The following is a 24,516-nucleotide window of genomic DNA, read 5'->3' on the forward strand; positions in this document are numbered from 1 at the left end:
CCGGACTGCAAGCGCTGATAAATGCTCGCCTGCCCGGGTGTTGAACCGCTAAAATCTCGCATTCACAGATCGAGTCGATCAACAGAGGATTCAAGTCATGACGGTGGTCAGCGTTGCACACGCCCTTGCCGGGAAGTTCCCGGAAGGCGGAGAAGTCACAGTCCGCGGGTGGGTCCGCACGGTGCGCGGCTCGGCTGGACTGGCCTTCGTCAACGTCAGCGATGGCTCGGGCTTTGCCCCGATCCAGGTCGTGGCCACCGAAGCCCTGTCCAATTTCGAAGACATCAAGAAGTTGACCCCAAGCTGCTCGGTGATCGCCACCGGCACCCTGGTCAAGTCGCAGGGCAAGGGCCAGAGCTTCGAGATCCAGGCACAAAGCCTCGAGATCGTCGGCTGGGTCGAAGACCCGCTGACCTACCCGATCCAGCCCAAGCCGATGTCGCCGGAGTTCCTGCGCGAAGTGGCGCACCTGCGCCCGCGCACCAACCTGTTCGGCGCGGTCACCCGTATCCGCGACTGCCTGTCCAAGGCCGTGCACCGTTACTTCCACGAGAACGGCTTCTACTGGATCAGCACGCCCATCGTCACCACCTCCGATGCCGAGGGTGCCGGCCAGATGTTCCGCGTCTCCACGCTGGACATGGCCAACCTGCCCCGCACCAGCGATGGCCAGATCGACTTCAGCCGTGACTTCTTCGGCAAGGAAACCTTCCTGACCGTGTCCGGCCAGCTCAACGTCGAGGCTTACTGCCTGGCACTAAGCAAGGTCTATACCTTCGGCCCGACCTTCCGTGCCGAGAACAGCCACACCACCCGCCACCTGGCCGAGTTCTGGATGGTGGAGCCGGAAATCGCCTTCGCCGACCTGGCCGAAAACGCACGTGTGGCGGAGGATTTCCTGAAGTACCTGTTCCGCGCCGTGCTCGACGAGCGCGCCGACGACATGGCCTTCATTGCCGAACGCGTGCAGAAGGACGCCATCACCCGCCTGGAAGCCTTCGTCAACGCACCGTTCGAGCGCATCGAGTACACCGACGCGATCAGCCTGTTGCAGAAGTCCGGCAAGAAGTTCGACTACCCGGTCGAATGGGGCCTGGACCTGCAGACCGAGCACGAGCGCTGGTTGACCGAGGAGCACGTCGGTCGCCCGGTGGTGGTCACCAACTACCCGGAACACTTCAAGGCCTTCTACATGCGCCTGAACGACGACGGCAAGACCGTCGCCGCGATGGACGTGCTGGCCCCGGGCATCGGCGAGATCATCGGCGGCAGCCAGCGCGAAGAGCGCCTGAACGTGCTCGACGCACGCATGGCGCAGTTCGGCCTGGATCCGGACCACTACCAGTGGTATCGCGATTTCCGTCGCTATGGTTCGGTGCCGCATGCCGGTTTCGGCCTCGGCTTCGAGCGCCTGGTGGTCTACGTCTGCGGCCTGTCCAACATCCGCGATGCGATCCCCTACCCGCGCGCACCGGGTTCGGCGGAGTACTGATTCATCTGATCCAGTAACAGGAGGCGGCGCCGTTGACCTTGTTCTTCGCTCTTTGCTTCGTCGGCGTGGCCATTGCCGGCCTCAGCGCCTTCCTGATTTTCTGGCCGTTGACGCTGGTCCATATCCGCGACCGGCATCCGGCGCTGGCCTCCGAATTCGGTGCCGGCGCCTTTTTCAAACCAGAGTGCCTGCGCTGGCTGCTGGGCCGCGGCTTCACCGGCATCGCCGACCGCTCGCTGTCCGGCTTGGCCACACCCGCCCGCATCGCCTTGCTGGTGATGCTCGGCGGACTGGGCATGGCACTGCTGTTGTGGCTTTTTTCGCAGGTAATGAAATGACTGATTTCGAGAACACTCCCGACCAGTGGTGGCTGGCACAGCTCGGCGGCACCCTGATCTGGGCGCGCCTGCGGGTCCGTCCAGGCGGCACTGCTGAAATCCTGGACAGCGATGGCAACACGCTGAGCTACGACAGCGAAGACACCGCTCGTGCACAGCTGTTCGACGCCGAGTTCGTGGCCTTTGACGGCCTGGACGAAGAAGACGCGTTGCATCGTGGTTTCTCGCTGCACGAAGTGAGCCCGCCGCAGGGCGACGACGACACGCTGCGCGAGCGCATGGTGCAGCTGCTCGGCACCCGGGTCTAAGCGGCCTTTCGTGTTCGCCCAGCGCGCCTTCGTCGAGACCGAGCTGCTCTGGCTGGACCGCCTGCTGGCGCGCGATCCATTCGTGACCCTGCTGACCACCGGCGACGACGGCCTGCCCGAACTGACCCGCGTGCCGGTGTTGTACCGGCGCGAAGGGCACAAGGTCGAACTGATCGGCCATTGGGCCAGGGCCAACAAACAGTCCCGCCAGCTCGGCCGCGCCAAGGTATTGGTCAACGGCCCGCAGGGCTATGTCTCGGCCAGCTGGTACCCGGACAAGGAAAGCGCGGCGCGCGTTCCCACCTGGAACTACGCAGCCGCTGAACTTGTCGGCGAACTGCACAGCTTCGATGACACGGCGGGCTTGGCACAGCTGCTATCGGACACCAGCAACTTCTTCGAGGCCAGCGTCGGCCAGGATTGGCAGTTTGACCCCAGCCTGGACGATCACGCTCCATCGCTGCGCGCCATCGTAGGCTTCCGCCTGGACGTGCAGCAGATCCAGATCAAGCTGAAGCTGAGCCAGAACCACCCGCAGGCAAACCAGCTGGCGGTGATCGAAGCCTTGCAGGCCCTGGACACCCCTGACGCCCGCGAACTGGCGCAGTGGATGCAGCTGTATCGCAGTGAGCACGGCGACCAGCCTGATGCCTGAGCCGCGCCCCGTTTCCCGCGACGCTGCCGTGCAAACGCGCAGCAGCGCCCTCCCCCTCAAGATCGCAAGGGAAGCTTCACCATGAAAGACATCCATAACCTGCTGCAGAAGAACCGCGAATGGGCGGACCGGATCGAGAAGGAAGATCCCGAGTTCTTCCAGCAACTGTCCAAGCAGCAGAGTCCGGAATACCTGTGGATCGGCTGCTCCGATTCGCGGGTACCGGCCAACCAGATCATCGGCATGGCGCCGGGCGAGATCTTCGTCCACCGCAACATCGCCAACGTGGTGGTGCACACCGATCTGAACTGCCTGAGCGTGATCCAGTACGCCGTGGACCAGCTCAAGATCAAGCACATCCTGATCGTCGGCCATTACGGCTGCGGCGGCGTGCATGCGGCCTTGAACAAGGTGCGTGTCGGCCTCGCCGACAACTGGCTGCGCCACGTCGGTGATGTCGCCCAGAAGCACGACGACATCCTGTCACAGATCGACGACCCGGAGCTGCGCCACGCGCGCCTGTGCGAGTTGAACGTGATCGAGCAGGTGGTCAACGCCTGCCGCTCGACCATCGTGCAGGACGCCTGGGCCCGCGGCCAGAAGCTGATGGTGCACGGCTGGGTCTACAGCCTGCGCGACGGCCGGGTCAGCGAGATGGGCATTGATGTGGGCTCGCCGGAAGAGCTGCAGCCGGCGTATGAGAAGGCGCTGTCGTTTGTGCCGCGGAAGGGCAAAAGGCACTGAGATTGAGAGCCCCTCTCCCTGCGGGAGAGGGGTTGGGGTGAGGGTCGGTCCGCGCCCAACGCACAACCAACCCTCATCCGCCCTTCGGGCACCTTCTCCCGAAGGGAGAAGGGAATACAGCAACTGCACTGCAATCACATAGGCCCCGCATGCTCCCCCTACCCCTGAACCTGCTCGGCTGGATCGAGGAACATCGCCATCTCCTGAAGCCGCCGGTCGGCAACAAGATGATCGAGAACGGTGACTTCATCGTCATGGTGGTTGCCGGCCCGAACAGCCGCAACGACTACCACTGGGACGAGGGCCCGGAATGGTTCTTCCAGCTGGAAGGCGAAATGGTGCTGCGCGTGCAGGAAGACGGCGCGGTTCGCGACATCCCGATCCGCGCCGGCGAGATCTTCCTGCTGCCACCGCGCGTGCCGCATTCGCCGCAGCGCATGCCCGGTTCGATCGGCCTGGTGGTCGAGCGCAAGCGCCTGGACCATGAGCTCGATGGCTTCATGTGGTTCTGCCAGCAGTGCAATCACAAGATCTACGAGGAGTTCTTCCACCTGAAGAACATCGAGACCGATCTGCCCAAGGTCTTCGACCGGTTCCATGCCTCGACCGAACACCGTACCTGCACACAATGCGGCGCTGTACATCCACTGCCCAGACCGGTCACGCCAGAAGCCTGAGTGGTCGGGCGCGGTTACACTGCGGGTACATCCTCGACGTGTCCGCACCGATGAACGAAACGCTGTCACCCGCCCACGCCACCGCACTTGATGCTGCCGATCCGCTGCGCCACCTGCGCAGTCAGTTCCTGATCCCGCAGCACCAGGGTACCGATCAAGCCTATTTCGTCGGCAACTCACTGGGCCTGCAGCCACGCGGCGCCCAGGCGATGGTGCTGGAAGTGATGGACCAGTGGGGCCGCATCGCCGTCGAAGGCCACTTCACCGGTCCGACGCAATGGCTGAGCTATCACCGCCTGGTGCGCGATTCGCTGGCCGGCGTGGTCGGCGCGCTGCCGCATGAAGTGGTGGCAATGAACACGCTGAGCGTGAACCTGCACCTGATGATGGTCAGCTTCTACCGCCCGAGCAGCGAGCGCCCGGCGATCCTGATGGAAGCCGGCGCCTTCCCGACCGACCGCCATGCGGTCGAGGCACAGATCCGCTTCCATGGCTTCAACCCAGCCACCGACCTGATCGAGGTGCAGCCGGACGAAGCCAGCGGCACCATTTCGATGCAGGCCATCGAGCAGGCCATCAGCGAACACGGCAAGCGTGTCGCGCTGGTACTGTGGCCGGGCGTGCAGTACCGCACCGGCCAGGTGTTCGACCTCGATGCGATCACCCGCCTCGCTCGTGCGCACGGCGCCAACATCGGCTTCGATCTCGCCCACTCGGTCGGCAACGTGCCGTTGAACCTGCACGATGTCGCGCCGGATTTCGCGGTGTGGTGCCACTACAAATACTTGAATGCCGGTCCGGGTGCGGTTGCTGGCGCCTTCGTGCACGAACGCCACGCCAGGGACACCTCGTTGCCGCGCTTCGCCGGCTGGTGGGGTCATGAGCAGGCCACCCGCTTCCAGATGGCACCGGAGTTCGTGCCCGAGCTGGGCGCGGAAGGCTGGCAGCTGAGCAATCCGCCGGTGCTCGGATTGGCTCCACTGCGAGCATCGCTGACGCTGTATGACGAGGCCGGCATGGACGCACTGCGCACCAAATCGCTGAAGATCACCGGCTACCTGGAAACCATGGTGCGTGCGCGCCTGGATCATGTGCTGCAGATCATCACGCCTGCCGAACCCGAGCGCCGCGGCTGCCAGTTGTCGCTGCGCGTGGCCGGCGGTCGCGCGCAGGGCCGCTCGCTGTTCGAGTACCTGCAATCGGTCGGCGTGCTCGGCGACTGGCGCGAGCCCGATGTCATCCGCATCTCGCCCACGCCTTTGTACAACCGCTACAGCGATGTCTACCGCTTCGTCGACGAAGTGGAAACCTGGGCTGGCGTCTGACCAACGGAATACTGTGACTTGAACACCCCCACCCCACGCAGTCTCACCCTGATCGGCGCCGGCCTGGCCGGTTCCCTGCTCGCCATCCTGCTGTCGCGGCAGGGCTGGAAGATCACCATCTACGAACGGCGCGGTGATCCGCGCATCGCCGACTACGAGTCCGGTCGCTCGATAAATCTCGCACTGGCCGAACGCGGCCGCAATGCCTTGCGCCAGGCCGGCGTCGAAGACGAAGTGATGGCCAAGGCGGTGATGATGCGCGGGCGCATGGTGCACCCGCGCGAAGGCGCGGCCGACCTGCAGCGCTACGGCCGCGATGACAGCGAAGTGATCTGGTCGGTGCACCGCAAGGACCTCAACACCACCTTGCTGCAGCTGGCCGAAGAAGCCGGTGCAACCGTGCATTTCCATCGTCGCCTGCATACCGTGGACTTTGATGCAGGCTATGCACGCTTCATCGATGACCGCGACGACCAGCCACACGACATCCACTTCAACACGCCGTTGATCGGTGCCGATGGCGCTGGCTCGGCGCTGCGTGCAGCGATGAACCGTAAGCTGCCCTTGGGCGAGCGCATCGAGTTCCTCGATCACTCCTACAAGGAACTGGAGATCCCGCCAGCAGCCGATGGCGGCTTCCAGATCGAGGCCAACGCCCTGCACATCTGGCCGCGCGGCAACTACATGTGCATCGCCCTGCCCAACGATGAAGGCACCTTCACCGTCACCTTGTTCCTGCCCAATGAGGGCGAGCCCAGTTTCGCAACGGTGCGCAATGGTGCGGAAGCAGAAGCACTGTTCCAGCGCGACTTCGCTGATGCGCTGCCGTTGATACCGGACCTGCGCGCCGACTGGGAACAGCATCCACCCGGCCTGCTCGGCACGCTGTACCTGGAACGCTGGCATCAGCGCGGCAAGGCCGTGCTGATCGGCGACGCTGCGCATGCGATGGTGCCGTTCCACGGCCAGGGCATGAACTGCGCGTTCGAAGACTGCGTGGTGCTGGCACGCTGCCTGGCCGAGTATCCCGGCACCGAAGAAGCCTTCGCCGCTTTTGAAGCCGAGCGCAAACCCAATGCCGCCGCCATCCAGCAGATGGCCCTGGACAATTATCTGGAGATGCGCGACCGCGTCGCCGACCCGAGCTACCTGCTGCAGCGCGAGCTGGAGCAGGCGCTGCAGGCGCGCTGGCCCACCCGTTTCGTGCCGCATTACACGATGGTCACCTTCCTGCACACGCCGTATGCAGTCGCGCTTGAACGCACCCGCCTGCAGCAGACCATCCTGGCCGACGCCACCGCCGGCCATGACTCGCTGGAAAACATCGACTGGGCCGGGTTGGAGCAGGTAATCCACGACCGCCTGCCGGTACTGGAAGGAGCGCACTGATGGCCGAGAGCTTCCTGTTCTATGACCTGGAAACCTTCGGCCAGGACCCGCGTCGCACCCGCATCGCCCAGTTCGCGGCAGTGCGCACCGATGCCAACCTGAAAGTCATCGACGAACCAGTCAGTTTCTACGTCAAGCCGGCCGACGACCTGCTGCCCTCGCCGGTCGCTACCTTGATCACCGGCATTACCCCGCAGCATGCGTTGGCAGAAGGTGTCAGCGAGGCCGAGGCCTTCGCCCGCATCAACGAGTTGATGAGCAAGCCACAGACCTGCACGCTGGGTTACAACACCTTGCGCTTCGATGACGAGTTTGTGCGCTACGGCCTGTTCCGCAATTTCCATGATCCCTATGAGCGCGAGTGGCGCAGCGGCAATTCGCGCTGGGACCTGCTCGACATGCTGCGGTTGGTGCACGCGCTGCGCCCGGACGGCATCAACTGGCCCAAGCGTGAAGACGGCGCCACCTCGTTCAAGCTCGAGCATCTTGCGCTGGCCAATGACGTGCGCGAAGGCGACGCCCACGAAGCACTGTCCGACGTCTACGCCACTATCGGCATGGCCCGGCGCTTCCGTGAGGCACAGCCACGCATGTGGGATTACGCACTGCGCCTGCGCGACAAACGCTATGTCGGCAGCCTGCTCGACGTGGTGGCGATGGAGCCGGTACTGCACATCTCGATGCGCTACCCGGCCAGCCGCCTATGCGCCGCACCGGTGCTGCCATTGGCGCGCCACCCGCATATCAACAACCGGGTCATCGTGTTCGATCTGGAAGGTGATATCGAACCGCTGCTCGATCTGTCGGTGGAGGAGATCACCGCGCGCCTGTATACCCGCGCGGCCGACCTGCCCGAAGGCCAGCAGCGCATTCCGCTGAAAGAGGTCCATCTCAACAAGGTACCGGCGCTGGTTGCCTGGAACCATCTGCGCGATGCCGACTTCGAACGCCTGGCCATCGATCCTGCGGTGATTGAAGCCAAGGCCGCGAAACTGCGCGCACTCGCCCCGCAGCTGGCCGAGAAGGCCCGCCAGGTGTTCGCGCGTGAGCGCGTAAATGACGGTCCGATCGACGCCGATGCCTCGTTGTATGACGGCTTCCTGGCCGAAGGTGACAAGGGCCTGCTCAGCAAGGCGCGCACTGCACCGCCGGAAGCATTGGCCGAGCTGGAACAGCGCTTCCGCGATCCGCGCCTGCCCGAGCTGCTGTTCCGCTACCGCGCCCGCAACCACCCGCAAACCCTGGACGACACCGCGCGCTCACGCTGGGATGCGTATCGTCAGCAGCGCTTTTCCACCCCGGGCATGGCCGAGCAGACCTTGCCCGAGTACATCGCGCAGATCGCCGAGTTGCGCGACGAACACAAGGACAACCCGGACTCACTGGCCTTGCTGGATGCCTTGGACCAGTGGCGCCATACCCTGCAGGACACACCATGACCCAGTATTTCAGCGATGCCAGCTTCAAGTTCCTGCGCGGGCTGGCCCGCCACAACGACAAGACCTGGTTTGCCGAGCACAAGCAGCAGTACGAAGATCATGTACGCCAGCCCTTCCTGCGCTTGATCACCGACCTGCAGCCAGACCTGAGCGAAGTCAGCACGCACTTCCAGGCCGATCCGCGCACTGTTGGTGGCTCGCTGTTCCGCATCTACCGTGACTCGCGCTTCTCTCACGACAAGGCGCCGTACAAGACCTGGCAGGGGGCTCGCCTGTTCCACGAACGTCGCAAGCAGGTACCGGCGCCGTCGTATTACATCCACCTGGCACCGGGCGAGAGCTTTGTTGGTGCTGGCATCTGGCACCCCGAGCCGGACGTACAGCGCCGCCTGCGCCAGTTCATCCTCGACAACCCCGGCAGCTGGAAGGCCGCCGCGCATGCGCCGGCCACGCGCAAGCGCTACGAGTTCGAGAGCAGCGAAAAGCTGGTGCGGCCGCCGCGCGGCTTCCCGGCCGATTTCGAGTTCATCGACGACCTCAAGCACCGCAACTGGGTGCTGTGGCGTTCGCTGGACGACGAGGTGATGACCGGCCCGCGCCTGCGCCAGACCCTGGCCAAGGACCTGGCCGCACTCGGCCCGTTCGTCGACTACCTGTGCGCCGCGCTGGACCTGGAATTCTGATTGGCGCGGGCTTCACGCAAACCAACCTGGTTTGCGGCACGCTTGGCGGCAACCTTCGACAGGAAGCCGCCATGACCAGCATCCACCTGCAAGTCTGGATCGATGCCCCGCTGGCCACCGTCTACAGCGGCCTGGCCAGCGCCGAGGGACTGAGCCGCTGGTGGATACCGCACCAGCAATCGGTCATCGACGGCGACACCGTGATCAGCCACAACCCCGGTTCCGGCCATGGCGTGGTCGCGCTGAAGCTGCTGGAGATCATCCCCGAGCGCTGCATCCGCTGGGAAGTGATCAGCCGCCACCCGCCACAAAGCCCGGCCTCGGCCTGGACCGGTACCGAAATCCGCTTCGATCTGTCACGCCGGGCCAGCCCAGGCGCCTGGCGCGGGCTGCCGCACGAAGGCGAGCCAATGACCGTGCTCGAATTCCATCACCTGGGCTGGAACGGCGACAGCGAGTACCTGGGCTTCTGCAGCCAGGCGTGGGCCGAAACCCTGGTGATGCTGCGCCGTTGGGCCGAAGCCAGCATCCCCGCACATCCCTGATCCCGAGGACAGCAACGCAATGAAGAAGTGGATACTCGCCACCGTCATCGCCATCGCAGTGCTGCTGGCCGCCTACGTGATCGGCGGCCCCTATCTGGCGATCCGCGGCATCAGCCAGGCCATCGAACAGCGTGACACCGGCAAGCTGGCGCGACACGTCGACTTCGGCGCGGTGCGGGTCAACATCAAGGCGCAGATCAACGATTACATCGTGCGCCGCGCCGGCAGCGACATGCAGTCGAGTCTGTTCGGCCAGGTCGCGCTGGGCGTGGCCGGCAACCTCACCGGCGCAGGTGTCGACACCTTCGTCACCCCGCTGGGCATTGCCGCCCTGCTGCAGGGCGACAGCCTGTGGAAGCGGGCCATCGGCGATACCGTCGGCGGCGATACCTGGGCACCGCCCTCGCCGGCCAAGCCGCTGGCCAATACCACCGGCCACTACGAGTCCCTGTCGCGCTACACCGCCACGACCCACCTGGAAGACGGGCGCGAAGTCGTGTTCGTACTCAGTCGCCAAGGGCTGCGCTGGCGACTGACCAATATCCTGTTGCCACTGGGACAGGCGCCGGGCTGACCGGCGCCATCTCCGTCAGGCAATCCTGCGCGGCTGCTCCTCGATCACACTGTCGGCGAGGAAAGCCTCCAGCGAATCATCCATCGCCTGCATCCACGGGGTGTGATGCAGCGGCGCCAACGTGCCGGTCAGCACGGAGCGGTAGCTGTAATTGCGATAACCGAGGATGTCGTCCTTCTTGTCGTGCTTCCACTGTTTGAACAGCGTGGCCACGGCCTCGACGTTGAAGTCCGGGTAGTCGGTGGCATCAAGCAGATCCCGCACGTATTCGGTCTGGAAATCGATGTCCTGCTCGGCCGATGTCGTCGCCTCCTCACGCGCCAGCCAGGCGTCGCTGTCTGCACGCATTGCATCGCTCGCCGGCAGCGTGATCCTGCCAAGGATGGCATCGCGCGCATACCAGGCCTGCGCATCGAACATGTTGAAGGTGTAGTACTGGTCCTGCATGCCCAGATAGATCAGCCTGGGATTGTCGATCCAGAACACACCCTTGTACAGATCACCGGGATACAGGCGATTGCGCGTCCGCAGGGTCAGTGCATCGGGCAGGAACGGAAAATGGTGCTGGTAACCGGTACACAGCACGATCGCATCCACGTCCTTGCTGCTGCCATCGATGAAGTGCGCGGTGTTGCCTTCAACACGCTGCAGCAGGGGTTTTTCTTCAAAGGCAGCCGGCCAGTCGTAACCGGTTGCCGCGCTGCGATAGCTGAAGGTCACCGACTTGGCGCCGTATTTGTAGCACTGCGTACCGATATCCTCGGCCGAATAGCTGCTCCCTACCAGCAGCAGATCCTTGTCTGCGAATTCGCAGGCGTCACGGAAATCATGCGCATGCAACACGCGCCCGGGGAAGCGATCCACGCCTTCGAAGAACGGCGCATTAGGGGTGGAGAAATGCCCGGTTGCAACGATCACCCGATCGAACTCCTCAGTCAGCAACTCATCCTTCTTCAGGTCGCGGACGGTGACGGTGAAACGCTCGGTTTCTTCCGAGTAGTCGACCCATTGCACCGCCATGTTGAAGCGAATCTGATCACGTACGCCGCTCTTTTCGATGCGGCCCATGATGTAGTCGCGCAGCACGGCGCGTGGCGGATAGGAGGCGATCGGGCGGCCAAAATGCTCTTCGAAACTGTAGTCGGCAAACTCCAGCGCTTCCTTCGGGCCGTTCGACCAGAGGTAGCGGTACATGCTGCCATGCACCGGTTCGCCATAAGCATCCAGCCCGGTACGCCATGTGTAGTTCCACATCCCGCCGAGATCGGATTGCTTTTCGAAGCAGACGATCTCTGGCACTTCAGCCCCACCTCGACGGGCGGATTCAAAGGCGCGAAGTTGCGCCAGGCCACTCGGGCCGGCTCCAAGAATGGCGATACGCATGGTCATTCGGGTTGTTTCTCCTGTGTAGCTGCCATCGCGTAAACGCGACGGCACTGCGCAAGGGCGCGTTATGCGCCGTGCAGGAGAGACAATGCGTCCAGTCCCGCGCGGCGCGCGAAACACCCGGCCGCCACGCAAGGCAGCGCGAAAGGGAGTGGCAGGTACATGACGCTACCGGTCGGGGAACAGGCCCCGCCCCTGGATCACCGGGTGGATGCAGTGCGGGAGGGATCTGCTGCATTCGTGCAGATCAGGACGCGGCAGGATTACCGCTGGTTCAGCTTGGAACCCGCGAAAGCGGCTTCATCCTAGCATGCGACGCAATTGTAGGAGCGGCGTAAGCCGCGAAGCCACTAATGTTGCTGAAGCGGCATTGGCTGCAATTGCAGGCAGCAAGCATTCGGTCTTGTCACCAGCTTCGCGGCTTACGCCGCTCCTACAAACAACCGGTTTAATCGGGATTGGCCACACCATGCGGCACATGGCCAGCAGCCACATGCTGACGTGCACTATCAATGTTGTGCTGCGAATCGTCGAAGAAGATATCGGCACCGAAGGCTTCCAGGAACGGGCCCTTGTGGCGGCCGCCGAGGAACAGTGCTTCATCCAGACGCACGCCCCACTCGCGCAGGGTGCGGATAACCCGCTCATGCGCTGGCGCCGAACGTGCGGTTACCAGCGCGGTGCGGATGGGCGCGGCTTCGCCGGCCGGGAACGCCGCCTGCAAGGCATGCAGTGCGGACAGGAAGTTGCGGAACGGGCCACCACTGAGCGGTTCATGCGCGCGCTCACGCTCGTGGCGACCGAATGCCTCCACGCCCTGCTCGCGCGAGATGCGCTCGCTTTCATCACCAAAGATCACCGCGTCACCATCGAAGGCGATGCGCAGCTGGGTCTTGGAACGGCCGGTATCGGTTGCCGCGGCCGAAGCAGCAGCTACCTCCTGGGCGCTCTGCGGCAGGATCGTCGCTGCGGCGATGCCGTTGACCAGCGCACGACGCACCGAGTCCGGGTTGGCCGACAGGAACAGATCGGTGCCGAACGGCTTGACGTAAGGCCAGGTCGGCTCGCCGGCGGTGAAGGTGGCACGCACGATATCCAGCTTGTAGTGCTGGATGGAGTTGAAGATGCGCAGGCCGGTGTCGGCGGAATTGCGCGACAGCAGGATCACCTCCACGCGCGGCGTCTCCACCGGCGCACCATCATTGAGTGCCAACAGCTTGCGCACCACCGGGAAGGCAACGCCAGGCTTGAGCACATCATCCTCGTGTGCCCGCTGGTAGGCGGCATAGGCCTCCAGACCTTCGCGTTCGAACAGGGCGTGGCCTTCTTCGAGATCGAACAGTGCGCGCGAAGTAACCGCAACGGTGAGAAGCCGGGGAGTGTTGTCACCCATGGACGATGAACCCAATACGATCAAGGAACGGGACCCAGTCTACCCGGAAGCGGCGCGCTTCCCCCAATCCTGAACCCCGCCAGCCCCGATCCCCAACCCTCAAACCATGAACTGCTCGCTCAGGATGCGCTCTTCGAGGTTGTGCTCGGGGTCGAACAGCAGGGTCACCTGGCGCTCGCGCGATTCACGGATGGTCACTTCCACTACATCGCGGGTTTCATGCGAATCGGCGGTGACGCTGACCGGGCGCTTGTAGGGATCGAGCACGCGGAAGCGCACTTCGGTCTCGGCCTTGAGGATTGCGCCACGCCAGCGCCGCGGGCGATACGGCGCCAACGGGGTCAAGGCGATGGTGTTCGAACCCAGCGGCAGGATCGGGCCATGCGCCGAGTAGTTGTAAGCAGTGCTACCGGCCGGCGTGGACACCAGTACGCCGTCGCAGATCAGCTCTTCCACCCGTTGCTGGCCATTGAGGTCGATGCCGATATGCGCGGCCTGGCGGGTTTGCCGCAGCAGCGATACGTCGTTGTAGGCCAAGGAACCGGTGGTGGTGCCGGATTCGGTCTGGGCGATCATCTCCAACGGCCGCAGGTAGGCGGGTTCGGCCAGAGCCAGGCGCTCGATAAGGTCGTCTTCGCGATGATGGTTCATCAGGAAGCCGACCGTGCCCAGCTTCATGCCGAACACCGGCTTGCCCTTGCCGCCATGGCGATGCAGGGTCTGCAGCATGAAGCCGTCGCCACCCAGCGGGCAGATCACGTCCGCGTCTTCCGGGTTGTGATCGCCGTAGCGGGCAGCCAGGCTGACACGGGCCTGCTGTGCGGCCTCGACAGTGCTGGCGAGGAAAGCGATTCGTGGGGACACGTGCGCGTCTTTTCGTTCGACTTGGAGGGCGAGGATAACCTGCTGGTGTGCTGACTGGTGCTTTCGTTTGCTTGGAAACTGAAGGCCAACGGCAAGAGCCTGCCCTCACCCCAACCCCTCTCCCGCAGGCGGGAGAGGGGCTCAAAGCGCCGCGAGCGCACGCATTGCCGGCAACTGCAGCTGTAGCCCCTCTCCCGCGTGCGGGAGAGGGGTTGGGGTGAGGGCAAGCTCTTGATTTTCCCAAAAGAAAACGGGCCCAAAGGGCCCGTTCTCCAAAACAAAAACCTACCGACTTAAGCGCCGTGCGCCGCCAACTGGCCTAAACGCTGCACCGCCACCGACACGGTCGGGTAATCCAGCGTCTTCTGCTCGGCCAGCTCAGCCAGCATTGCCAGAGTGAAGCGCAGGCCGCTGTCATCGCGGCCCAACCACGCAGCCACCTTGGCCTCCGCGGTCGCGCCCTTCATCGACAGCACCTGGCCAGCCAATGCACGCTGATGCGCAGCCAGCTCGTCGCGCAGTACGCCACGGGCAACCGCATGCCAACGACCGTTGACCTCCAGCGCGTCGATCTGCTCGAACAGCCACGGCATCTGCAGGGCTTCGCCCAGGCGGAAGTGGACCTTGGACACGTCCACCGGCTTGAGCTTGCGCGGACGCGCCAGTTCGATGATGTCGAACGCCGGCTCCAGGAACTGCAGTTCGGACAGCTGCTGTGCCAGTGCCGCCGGCAAGCCCTTTTCCTTCCATGCCACAACGCTGGCCTCATAGGCCGGGCGCTGCGAATCCGGCAGTACGCCCGAGGCGACACGGATGTCGTTGAACGGGCCCTGGTAGCGGTCCACTGCAGCGGTGATGCCCGGCATCGCGCCCGGACGGGTCAGCAGCCAACGCACGAACGAACGCTGCAGCTTCCAGATCACTTCCAGTGCGTCCACCTGCACCGCTTCCGGCAAGGTGCCGTCGAGCGCGTCGATCTGCGTCCACAGTGCACGTGCGTCCAGCGTTTCACGGCTGATGGTGTAGGCCTTGGCGACCTCGGCCACGGTGCGGCCGGTGTCTTCCTGCATGCGCATCAGGAAGGTGGCACCCATGCGGTTGATGGTCTGGTTGGTCACGGCCGTGGCGATGATTTCGCGCTTCAGGCGGTGACGTTCCATCGCGTCGGCGTACTTCTTCTGCAGCGGCTGCGGGAAATAACGCAGCAGCTCCTTGGACAGGTACGGGTCCTCCGGGATGTCCGATTCCAGCAGCTGCTGGAAGGCGACGATCTTGGAGTACGACAGCAGCACCGCCAGTTCCGGACGGGTCAGGCCCTGGCCGCGCAGCTTGCGTGCCGACAGCTCGGCGTCGGACGGCAGGAACTCGATCTGGCGATCCAGCAGGCCCTGCTTCTCCAGCGTACGGATGAAGTGCTGCTTGGAACCCAGACGCTTGCTGCTCATCCGCTCCATCAGGCTCAGTGCCTGGTTCTGGCGGTAGTTGTCCATCAGCACCAGCTCGCCCACCTCGTCGGTCATCGAGGCCAGCAGCTTGTTGCGCTGGTCCACGGTGAGCTTCTTGGCGCGCACGACGTCGTTGAGCAGGATCTTGATGTTGACTTCGTGGTCGGAGGTATCCACACCGGCCGAGTTGTCGATGAAGTCGGTGTTGAGCAGCACGCCAACCTGCGCGGCCTCGATGCGGCCAAGCTGGGTCATGCCCAGGTTGCCGCCCTCGCCCACGATCTTGCAGCGCAGCTCGCCACCGTTGACGCGTAGGCCGTTGTTGGCGCGATCGCCGACATCGGCATTGGTCTCGGTCGCCGACTTGACGTAGGTGCCGATGCCGCCGTTCCACAGCAGGTCAACCGGCGCCTTCAGCGCGGCATTGATCAGGTCGGTCGGGTTCATCGCCTTGATGCTGGCGTCGATGCCCAGTGCTTCACGCACTTCCGGGGTGATCTCGATCGACTTGAGCGAGCGCGGGTAGATGCCGCCGCCCTTGCTGATCAGCTTGCTGTCGTAGTCCGCCCAGCTCGAGCGCGGCACCTTGAACATGCGCGCGCGTTCCTTGAACGAGCTGGCAGCCACCGGGTTCGGGTCGAGGAAGATGTGGCGGTGGTCGAAGGCGCAGACCAGACGGATGTGCTCGGACAGCAGCATGCCGTTGCCGAACACGTCGCCGGACATGTCGCCGACGCCGACCACGGTGAAGTCCTGCTTCTGGCAGTCACGGCCCAGTGCACGGAAGTGGCGCTTGACCGACTCCCACGCGCCGCGTGCGGTGATGCCCATGCCCTTGTGGTCGTAACCAACCGAGCCACCGGAAGCGAACGCGTCGTCCAGCCAGAAACCGTGCGCGCGGGCGATGCCGTTGGCGGTGTCGGAGAACGTGGCGGTGCCCTTGTCGGCAGCGACGACCAGGTACGGATCGTCCATGTCATGACGCACCACGCCCTGCGGCGGCACGATCTTGTTGTTGACGATGTTGTCGGTGATGTCCAGCAGGCCGTTGATGAAGCGCTTGTAGCAGGCCACGCCTTCGGCGAACCAGGCATCGCGGTCCACCGACGGATCCGGCAGCTGCTTGGCGAAGAAGCCGCCCTTGGAGCCGACCGGCACGATCACGGTGTTCTTCACCATCTGTGCCTTGACCAGGCCCAGCACCTCGGTGCGGAAGTCTTCGCGACGGTCCGACCAGCGCAGGCCGCCGCGGGCCACCGGGCCGAAGCGCAGGTGGGTACCTTCCACGCGCGGGCCGCACACGAAGATTTCGCGGTACGGGCGCGGCTTGGGCAGGTCCGGCACCTTGGCGGCGTCGAACTTGAAGCTGATGTAGTCAGCCGGGCCGCCATCGGCGCGCACGCCGTCCTTGCGGACCATGTAGTAGCTGGTACGCAGGGTGGCTTCGATCACGCCGATGAAGCTGCGCAGGATGCGGTCTTCATCCAGGCTGGACACGCCGTCGAGCAGCTTGATCAGCACTTCGTGGACCAGCGCCATGCGCGCGGCACGGTCGCTCTTGCGCGCCTTGACCACGCCGTCGAGCAGCTTGAGGGTGGCAGCGTCGTCAGCGGCCAGTTGCTTGAACTGGGCCAGCTGCGCGTCCAGCACCGCCTTGTCGGCCGCCGGGGTCGGCTCGAAGCGGGCTTCAAACAGCTCAACGATCAGGCGCGCCAGCAGCGGGTAACGGTTGAAGGTGCCTTCCACGTAGGCCTGCGAGAACGGCACGCCGATCTGCAGCAGGTACTTGCAGTAGCCACGCAGCATCGACACCTGGCGCCAATCCAGACCGGCACCCAGCACCAGACGGTTGAAGCCGTCGTTCTCGGCATCGCCGTGCCAGACGCGGGCGAAGGCATCGCTGAAGGAGGCATTGGCGCTGGCCGGGTCGATCGCACCGATGGTGGATTCGACTTCGAAGTCCTGCACGTACACAGGCGCTTCGTCGACCATCAGCTTGTACGGGCGCTCGGCGATCACACGCAGGCCCATGTTCTCCATCATCGGCAGCACGTCGGACAGCGGAATGTCTTCCAGCTGGCGGTACAGCTTCAGGCGCAGGCCATCGACCTCGTCACGACGGATTGCCTGCAGGCTCAGGCGCAGATCGTCCGGGCCGGTCAATGCATCCAGCTGGGCGACGTCGGCCGCGGCGATTTCAGCGCTGGAGTCCTCGATGTAACCAGCCGGCAGTGCCTTGCCGATACGCGAGGCAATGCGCAGGCCTTCGCCTTCGCCGTGGCTGGCGACCAGTGCTTCGCGCAGATCGTCCTGCCAGTTGCGCAGCACGTGGGCCAGGCGCTTCTCCATGCCCTCCACGTCCAGCTCCAGGCTCTGCCCGGCCTTGGGACGCACGATCAGGTGCACCTGGGCCAGCGGCGAGTCACCCAGCACCACGCTGGAATCGACGTATTCGCCCTGCAGGGCATCCTTGAGCATGCTTTCAACGCGCAGGCGCACGTCGGTGTTGAACCGCTCGCGCGGCAGGAACACCAGCGCCGAGATGAAGCGGCTGAACTTGTCGCGGCGCAGGAACAGGCGGCTACGCACGCGCTCCTGCAGGCCGAGCACGCCCATGGCGGTGCGGAACAGCTCGTCCTCGCTGGACTGGAACAGTTCTTCGCGCGGCAGCGACTCCAGGATGTGGCGCAGTGCCTTGCCGCTGTGGCTGGACAGGCTCAGGCCCGAACGCGCCATCACGTTTTCATAGCGCTGGCGCACCAGCGGGATTTCCCACGGGCGGCGGTTGTAGGCGCTGGAGGTGAACAGGCCGAGGAAGCGCTGCTCGCCGATGATCTTGCCCTTGGCGTCGAATTCCAGCACGCCGATGTAGTCCATGTAGCCGCCGCGGTGGATATGCGAGCGGGCATTGGTCTTGGTCAGGATCAGTGCGTCGTGCAGGCTGCTGGTGGCGTTCAGGCCTTCGGCGGCCAGGCCCTTGACCGGGCGCGCAACCATCGTGTCCTTGCCACGCATCAGGCCCAGGCCGGTGCCGTTCTGGGCGACCAGCACTTCTTCCTTGCCCTTCTTCTCCACCTTGTATTCGCGGTAGCCGAAGAAGGTGAAATGGTTGTCAGCGGCCCAGCGCAGGAACTCCTGTGCCTCGGCGCGCGAGGCCTTGCTCACCGGCAACGGACGCTTGCCCAGGTCGTCGGCCAGCGCCATCGCCTTGTCGGTCATCGGCTGCCAGTCATTGACGATGGCGCGCACGTCTTCCAGCGCGCCACTGACGCGCTTGGCAACGGCATCCAGCGCATCGGCCGGCTGGCGATCGATCTCCAGCAGCATCACCGATTCCAGCTTGCCCTCGCCCACGCCGGTCAGCTTGCCAGCCTTGTCGCGGCCGATGCTGATCACCGGATGGCCCAGCACGTGCACGCCGATGCCCTGCTCGGCCAGCGCCAGCGTCACCGTGTCCACCAGGAACGGCATGTCGTCGTTGACGATCTGCAGCACGGTATGTGCCGATTCCCAACCGTCAGCCTTCAGCGTCGGGTTGAACACGCGCACGTTGGCCTTGCCCGGCTTGCGGGTGCGGGCGAACTCCAGCATGCCCGCAGCCAGCACCGCCCAATCATCGGCCGAGTGCAGCGTGAACTCATCGGCTTCCATGCGCTTGTAGAACGCCGTAGCAAAAGCCACTGCCTGCGCCTGTGCGGCCGCAGCGGGATAACGCTTCCGCAAGGCTGCAAATACCGGCTCTAGCGAGAGGCCAGCTACCGCGATGTTCTGCTTCACAGCTGGTTTGGATTTCGTCTTTGCGGACTTGGCAGCACTGTTTTGCGATTTCATGGCAGAGCTTTGGGTGTTGCTCGTTTGGAGAAACCGCGATTGTATCGCTGGTAACAAAAAGAACCTTGCTGCAGGGCCGCATTATCTGCATCGCAATTTTCTGGCGAGCGGTAGCAACAGCCATGGTTTTACTGCTACACGATCCGCAAACGATGTCCGCCACCTGAATCTCATTCGCTCACCGGGCACAGTGAAAGACGAATTACGTTGCGGCGTTTCTGAACTGGACGGTATAGTCCACCGCTTATGCAAACCCCCTCTGCCACCTCCGCGCCAACCGACGCGCGTAACCAGCGCGTGCTCGAAGCAGTGCGTGAGCTATTGTCCCAACAAGGCATACACCTGAGTATGGATTCGATAGCGGCGGCGGCAGGTTGTTCCAAGCAGACCCTCTACAGCCGCTACGGCTGCAAACGCGAGCTGCTGCGGCAGGCCATGCAGCTGCATGTGTCCACCGCGACGGCGGCGTTATCCGTATGTGAAGAAAAGCCGCTGCACGAGACCGTCCTCGACTTTGCCATCGGCTACCTCGAGCATCGCAACAAGCCCAATGTCCGTCGCACCGCGCAGCTGATCGGTGCCAGCGTGCATGAGTTCCGCGACGAAGCGCAGTTCATGTACCAGGGAAGCAACGAAGCCCTCCGCAACCATGTCGCTGAATGGATGCAAACCGAGATGCAGCGCGGTCGCCTCAAGCATGACGACCCGCAGTTCATGGCCGAGCTGTTGATCAGCATGATCGCAGGCCAGGATTTTGAACGACAGCGCTTTCACACCCCCTACCGCGATGATCCACAAGAGCGTCGCCGCTGGGCCGAATTTGCCACCGACGGCTTCCTGCGTGCCTTTGCCTGCACGTACCACGCCGCCGCAGCTCCAAATAAAAACAACACCCGGAGTTTCTCCTGATGACCGCCCCACTCCGTCTCCTCGCTCTCACCTGTGCAGCGACATTGAGCCTTGCCGCCTGTAAGAAACCGCAGGAGCAAGCCGCACCGCCCCCGCAGGACGTTGGCGTAGTCGACGCCAAACCGCAGACCCTGCCGCTGCAGCGCGAACTGGTGGGGCGCCTGTCGCCGTTCCGTTCCGCCGACGTCCGCGCCCGCGTGGCCGGCGTGCTGCAGAAGCGCGTCTATGAAGAAGGCAGCGCGGTCAAGGAAGGCCAGGTGCTGTTCCTGATCGACCCGGCACCACTGCAGGCCGCACTGGCCTCCGCCGAAGGCGCACTGGCTTCGGCCCGCGCCACGTATGCCAACGCGCGCGCCACCGCCACCCGTGCCCGTTCGCTGGCACCCCAGAGTTATGTATCCAAGTCCGACCTGGACAGTGCCGAGGCCGCTGAGCGCTCCTCCGCCGCCGCCGTGCAGCAGGCCGAAGCCGCGGTCACCACCGCCCGCATCAACCTGGGCTATGCCCGCGTCACCGCACCGATCGCCGGCCAGGCCGGCAAGCAGCAGGTCACCGAAGGTGCGCTGGTCGGCCAGGGCGATGTGACCCTGCTGACCACCGTCGACCAGATCGACCCGCTGTACGTGAACTTCTCGATGACCGCCGACGAGCTGAGCCTGCTGCGCGCAGCCCAGGACAAGGGCGCAGTGGCACTGGCCGGCGACGGCAAGACCACCGTGCAGGTCAACCTGCCCGACGGCAGCGCCTACGCGCACGAAGGTTCCCTGGACTTCTCCTCGACCACGGTTGATCCGGCCACCGGCACCGTGTCGCTGCGTGCGCAGCTGCCCAACCCGGACCACATCCTGCTGCCAGGCTCGTTCGTCAGCTTCAAGGCCAACCTGGGCGAGCGCCACAACGCCTTCCTGGTGCCGCAGCAGGCAGTACAGCGCGATACCCAGGGCGGCTACGTGCTGATCGTCGGCAAGGACGGCAAGGTCGTGCGCAAGAACGTCACCCTGGACAACCAGCAGGGCGGCAACTGGCTGGTCTCCTCCGGCCTGGCCGCTGGTGACCAGGTCATTGTTTCGGGCATACAGAAGGTCAAGGAAGGCGCACCGGCCACGGCCAAGCCCTGGCAGCCCGATGCCGCCAAGCCCGCCACTGGCGCGCCTGCGGCAGCCCCGGCGAAGAAGGAATAACGGGACTCCGTCATGCCTAAATTTTTCATCGAGCATCCCGTCTTCGCCTGGGTGGTGGCGATCCTGATCTCGCTTGGCGGCGTGATCTCGATCCTCAACCTGGGTATCGAGTCCTACCCGAGCGTGGCGCCACCGCAGGTGACGGTCACCGCCAATTATCCGGGCGCCAGCGCGTCCACCGCGGAAAAATCGGTCACCCAGGTGATCGAGCAGCAGCTGACCGGCATCGACAACCTGATGTACTTCAGCTCGTCGTCGTCCTCCACCGGCCGCGTCACCATCACCCTGACCTTCGACAGCGGCACCGACGCCGACATCGCCCAGGTGCAGGTGCAGAACAAGGTGTCGCTGGCGACGCCTCGCCTGCCCTCGGAAGTGACCAAACAGGGCGTGGTGGTGGCCAAGGCCAACGCCGGCTTCCTGATGGCCATCGGCGTGCGCTCGGATGACGGCACCGTCGACCGAGATGCGTTGAACGACATCGTTGGCGCGCGCGTGCTGGAACAGGTTTCGCGTGTTCCCGGCGTCGGCAGCACCCAGCAGTTCGGTTCCGAGTACGCCATGCGCGTATGGCTGAACCCGGAAAAGCTGCAGGGTTACCACCTGTCGGCAACCGACGTGTACAACGCCATCGGCACCCAGAACCTGCAGTTCGCTGCCGGCTCAGTCGGCGGCGACCCGGCTCCCAACGGCCAGGCCTTCACCGCCACCGTGGCTGCCGAAGGCCGCTACAGCTCGCCGGAAGAGTTCGAGAACACCATCCTGCGGGCCAACAACGACGGCAGCGTGGTCAAGCTGAAGGATGTCGCCACGGTTTCCTTTGGCGCCTCCAACTACGGCTTCGACACCAAGTACAACGGCAAGCCGGTGGCGGTGTTCGCCATCCAGCTGCTGCCGGGTGCCAATGCACTGGACGTGTCCGAGGCCGTGCGCTCGAAGATGGATGAGTTGGCCCCGAGCTTCCCGCCCGGCGTGAGCTGGTTCACCCCCTACGACAGCACCACCTTCGTCACCATCTCGATCGAGGAAGTGGTCCATACCCTGGTCGAGGCCATCATCCTGGTGTTCCTGGTGATGCTGGTGTTCCTGCAGAACTTCCGCGCCACCATCATCCCCACCCTGGTCATCCCGGTGGCCCTGCTCGGCACCTTCATGGGCATGCTGGCGATCGGCTTCACCATCAACCAGCTGACCCTGTTCGCGATGGTGCTGGCGATCGGCATCGTGGTCGATGACGCCATCGTCGTCATCGAAAACGTCGAACGCATCATGACCGAGGAAAAACTCGATCCGAAGCCGGCGACACAGAAAGCCATGGGCCAGATCACCGGCGCGGTGGTGGCCATCACCGTGGTGCTGGCGGCGGTGTTCATTCCGTCCGCGCTGCAGCCGGGTGCCTCGGGTGAGATCTACAAGCAGTTCGCACTGACCATCGCCATGGCGATGGCGTTCTCCGCCCTGCTGGCGCTGACCTTCACCCCGGCGCTGTGTGCGGCCTTCCTCAAGCCGACCCACAACGACAACCCGAACTGGGTCTACCGCACCTTCAACAAGTACTACGGCAAGCTGGAAAAGAGCTACGTCGGCACCGTCGGCGGCGTCATCAAGCACGCCCCGCGCTGGCTGATGGTGTTCGCCCTGTTGCTGGTACTGTGCGGCTTCCTGTTCACCCGCCTGCCGGGCAGCTTCCTGCCAGAAGAAGACCAGGGCTATGCGCTGGCCATCGTGCAGTTGCCGCCGGGTGCCACCAAGACCCGTACCAGCGCCGTGTTCGATCAGCTGCTTGGCACCTTGCAGGACGAGGAAGCCTTTGAAGGCCTGATGCAGATCACCGGCTTCAGCTTCATCGGTGCCGGCGAGAACGTGGGTATGGCCTTCGTCCGCCTCAAGGACTGGAGCGAGCGCAAGGAAACCGCGCCCGAGTTCATCCAGAAAATGAACCAGAAGGCCTACGGCATCAAGGATGCGCAGATCTTCTTCGTCAACCTGCCAACCGTGCAGGGCCTGGGTCAGTTCGGCGGCTTCGACATGTGGCTGCAGGACCGTACGGGCGCAGGCCAGGACGCCTTGATGGATGCGCGCAACACCTTGCTGGGGGCCGCCAGCCAGGACAAGTCGCTGGTTGGCGTCCGCCCCAACACCCTGGAAAACGCGCCGCAGCTGCAGTTGAAGGTTGACCGCGTGCAGGCCCAGGCCATGGGCGTGTCGGTCAATGATGTGTATACCGCCATCCAGATGATGCTGGCGCCGGTCTACGTCAACGACTTCTTCTACGGCGGCCGCATCAAGCGCGTCAACATGCAGGCCGACGCAGCCTACCGCACCGGCCCGGAATCGCTGAACAGCTATTTCGTACCGAGCTCGCTGAGCAAGGACGCAACCGGCCAGCCGGCGATGATCCCGCTCAGCGCGGTGGTGAAGTCGGAGTGGATCTACGCCCCGCCGGCCCTGAACCGCTACAACGGCTATTCGGCAGTCAACATCGTCGGTGCGCCGGCGCCGGGCGGCAGTTCCGGCCAGGCCATGAGCACGATGGAGCGACTGGTGCATGACGACCTGCCGGTGGGCTTCGGCTTCGACTGGTCGGGCATGTCCTATCAGGAAATCCTCGCCGGCAACGCCGCAACGCTGTTGATGGTGTTGTCGATCGTGGTGGTGTTCCTGTGCCTGGCAGCGTTGTATGAGAGCTGGTCGATCCCGGTCTCGGTGCTGCTGGTGGTGCCGATCGGCATCCTCGGGGCGGTGGTGTTCTCGCTGCTGCGCGGCCTGCCGAACGATCTGTACTTCAAGATCGGCATGGTGACGGTGATTGGCCTGGCGGCGAAAAACGCGATTCTTATCGTCGAGTTCGCGGTGGAGCAGCGTGCTGCCGGCAAGACCTTGCGCGAAGCCACCATCGAAGCGGCACACCTGCGTTTCCGCCCGATCCTGATGACCTCGTTCGCCTTCATCCTCGGCGTACTGCCGATGGCCATCTCCACCGGTGCCGGCGCCAATGCCCGTCACTCGCTGGGTACCGGCGTGATCGGCGGCATGTTGTTCGCCACCGTGATCGGCGTGCTGCTGATCCCGCTGTTCTTCGTGAGCGTGCGGCGCATGCTCGGTGACAAGCTGGACGAACAGTCCAAGGAGTACATCGCGCAGCACAAGGTGCACGCGATCCAGAAGGACCGCTGATAGAAAAGCCCCGGCACTGCCGGGGCTTTTTTTGGGGGCCCTGTAGTGGGGGGGGGGGGGGGGGGGGGGGGGGGGGGGGGGGGGGGGGGGGCGGGCGGGGGGGGGGGGGGGGGAGGTGTTTGGGGGGGGGGGGGGGGGCGGGGGGCGGGGGCGAGGCGCGG

The 24,516-nt window shown here is 64.3% G+C and carries 18 protein-coding genes and 1 pseudogene; 15 read left to right on the forward strand and 4 right to left on the reverse strand.

The annotated features are described in order from the left end of the window. Window positions 1-97 precede the first annotated feature (97 nt). The 12 genes from asnS (at window position 98) to ACVOLI_RS10605 (ending at window position 10,169) form a co-directional block, all read left to right on the forward strand. The gene (gene asnS, locus ACVOLI_RS10550; protein WP_481534577.1) at window positions 98-1,492 is read left to right on the forward strand and encodes an asparagine--tRNA ligase; all 1,395 of its coding nucleotides are present in this window, start codon (window positions 98-100) and stop codon (window positions 1,490-1,492) included. A gap of 32 nt (window positions 1,493-1,524) precedes the next feature. Beyond that, entirely contained in the window at window positions 1,525-1,830 is a 306-nt protein-coding gene (locus ACVOLI_RS10555; protein WP_481534578.1) for a hypothetical protein, read from the forward strand. Next, window positions 1,827-2,138 carry a hypothetical protein gene (locus ACVOLI_RS10560; protein WP_282266095.1) on the forward strand — a complete coding sequence of 104 codons (312 nt, stop codon included), beginning with the start codon at window positions 1,827-1,829 and terminating at the stop codon, window positions 2,136-2,138. The genes ACVOLI_RS10555 and ACVOLI_RS10560 overlap by 4 nt, the downstream gene beginning before the upstream one ends. Window positions 2,139-2,148: 10 nt before the next feature. Beyond that, window positions 2,149-2,793, forward strand: coding sequence for an FMN-binding negative transcriptional regulator (locus ACVOLI_RS10565; RefSeq protein ID WP_481534579.1), 645 nt, complete (start codon window positions 2,149-2,151; stop codon window positions 2,791-2,793). 81 nt (window positions 2,794-2,874) lie between these two features. Continuing rightward, window positions 2,875-3,537: a carbonate dehydratase gene (gene can, locus ACVOLI_RS10570; protein ID WP_296246133.1), complete on the forward strand. Its 663-nt coding sequence runs from the start codon at window positions 2,875-2,877 to the stop codon at window positions 3,535-3,537. A 149-nt stretch (window positions 3,538-3,686) separates the two neighbouring features. Then, window positions 3,687-4,214, forward strand: coding sequence for a 3-hydroxyanthranilate 3,4-dioxygenase (locus ACVOLI_RS10575; protein WP_296246135.1), 528 nt, complete (start codon window positions 3,687-3,689; stop codon window positions 4,212-4,214). A gap of 50 nt (window positions 4,215-4,264) precedes the next feature. After that, window positions 4,265-5,539 (forward strand): kynureninase, encoded by a 1,275-nt coding sequence (kynU, locus tag ACVOLI_RS10580; protein ID WP_481534580.1) that lies wholly within the window; start codon window positions 4,265-4,267, stop codon window positions 5,537-5,539. Between the two features lie 18 nt (window positions 5,540-5,557). Further along, window positions 5,558-6,928 (forward strand): FAD-dependent oxidoreductase, encoded by a 1,371-nt coding sequence (locus ACVOLI_RS10585; protein WP_481534581.1) that lies wholly within the window; start codon window positions 5,558-5,560, stop codon window positions 6,926-6,928. Beyond that, the gene (gene sbcB / locus ACVOLI_RS10590) at window positions 6,928-8,367 is read left to right on the forward strand and encodes an exodeoxyribonuclease I (RefSeq protein ID WP_481534582.1); all 1,440 of its coding nucleotides are present in this window, start codon (window positions 6,928-6,930) and stop codon (window positions 8,365-8,367) included. Before ACVOLI_RS10585 ends, sbcB begins: the two co-directional genes overlap by 1 nt. Next, on the forward strand, window positions 8,364-9,050 hold the full coding sequence (locus tag ACVOLI_RS10595) for a DUF2461 domain-containing protein (RefSeq protein WP_282266112.1): 687 nt from the start codon (window positions 8,364-8,366) through the stop codon (window positions 9,048-9,050). The genes sbcB and ACVOLI_RS10595 overlap by 4 nt, the downstream gene beginning before the upstream one ends. A gap of 71 nt (window positions 9,051-9,121) precedes the next feature. Continuing rightward, the gene (locus tag ACVOLI_RS10600; protein WP_481534583.1) at window positions 9,122-9,595 is read left to right on the forward strand and encodes an SRPBCC family protein; all 474 of its coding nucleotides are present in this window, start codon (window positions 9,122-9,124) and stop codon (window positions 9,593-9,595) included. 19 nt (window positions 9,596-9,614) lie between these two features. Further along, the gene (locus tag ACVOLI_RS10605) at window positions 9,615-10,169 is read left to right on the forward strand and encodes a DUF2939 domain-containing protein (protein WP_296246145.1); all 555 of its coding nucleotides are present in this window, start codon (window positions 9,615-9,617) and stop codon (window positions 10,167-10,169) included. A gap of 15 nt (window positions 10,170-10,184) precedes the next feature. On the opposite strand, the gene ACVOLI_RS10610 is transcribed toward ACVOLI_RS10605, so the two are convergent. The 4 genes from ACVOLI_RS10610 to ACVOLI_RS10625 all read right to left on the reverse strand — a co-directional run bounded on the left by ACVOLI_RS10610 (window position 10,185) and on the right by ACVOLI_RS10625 (window position 19,088). Further along, window positions 10,185-11,558 (reverse strand): NAD(P)-binding domain-containing protein, encoded by a 1,374-nt coding sequence (locus ACVOLI_RS10610; RefSeq protein WP_481534584.1) that lies wholly within the window; start codon window positions 11,556-11,558, stop codon window positions 10,185-10,187. Between the two features lie 445 nt (window positions 11,559-12,003). Continuing rightward, window positions 12,004-12,948 (reverse strand): 5'-nucleotidase, encoded by a 945-nt coding sequence (locus tag ACVOLI_RS10615; RefSeq protein ID WP_062166142.1) that lies wholly within the window; start codon window positions 12,946-12,948, stop codon window positions 12,004-12,006. A gap of 99 nt (window positions 12,949-13,047) precedes the next feature. Further along, complete coding sequence (locus ACVOLI_RS10620) at window positions 13,048-13,812, reverse strand: NAD kinase (RefSeq protein WP_481534585.1); 765 nt, start codon at window positions 13,810-13,812, stop codon at window positions 13,048-13,050. A gap of 293 nt (window positions 13,813-14,105) precedes the next feature. Further along, on the reverse strand, window positions 14,106-19,088 hold the full coding sequence (locus ACVOLI_RS10625) for an NAD-glutamate dehydrogenase (protein ID WP_481534586.1): 4,983 nt from the start codon (window positions 19,086-19,088) through the stop codon (window positions 14,106-14,108). Between the two features lie 297 nt (window positions 19,089-19,385). Between ACVOLI_RS10625 and ACVOLI_RS10630 the strand changes: the two genes are divergently transcribed. From ACVOLI_RS10630 to ACVOLI_RS10640, 3 genes and pseudogenes are all read left to right on the forward strand, one after another. Continuing rightward, window positions 19,386-19,997, forward strand: coding sequence for a TetR/AcrR family transcriptional regulator (locus tag ACVOLI_RS10630; RefSeq protein WP_481534587.1), 612 nt, complete (start codon window positions 19,386-19,388; stop codon window positions 19,995-19,997). Further along, a pseudogene (locus tag ACVOLI_RS10635) lies at window positions 19,997-21,166 on the forward strand (efflux RND transporter periplasmic adaptor subunit); the annotation flags it as partial. The gene ACVOLI_RS10630 and the pseudogene ACVOLI_RS10635, both read left to right, overlap by 1 nt. 24 nt (window positions 21,167-21,190) lie before the next feature. After that, window positions 21,191-24,355: a multidrug efflux RND transporter permease subunit gene (locus ACVOLI_RS10640; RefSeq protein WP_481534588.1), complete on the forward strand. Its 3,165-nt coding sequence runs from the start codon at window positions 21,191-21,193 to the stop codon at window positions 24,353-24,355. Window positions 24,356-24,516 lie beyond the last annotated feature (161 nt).

The organism is Stenotrophomonas sp. STEN029 (genome assembly GCF_056760015.1).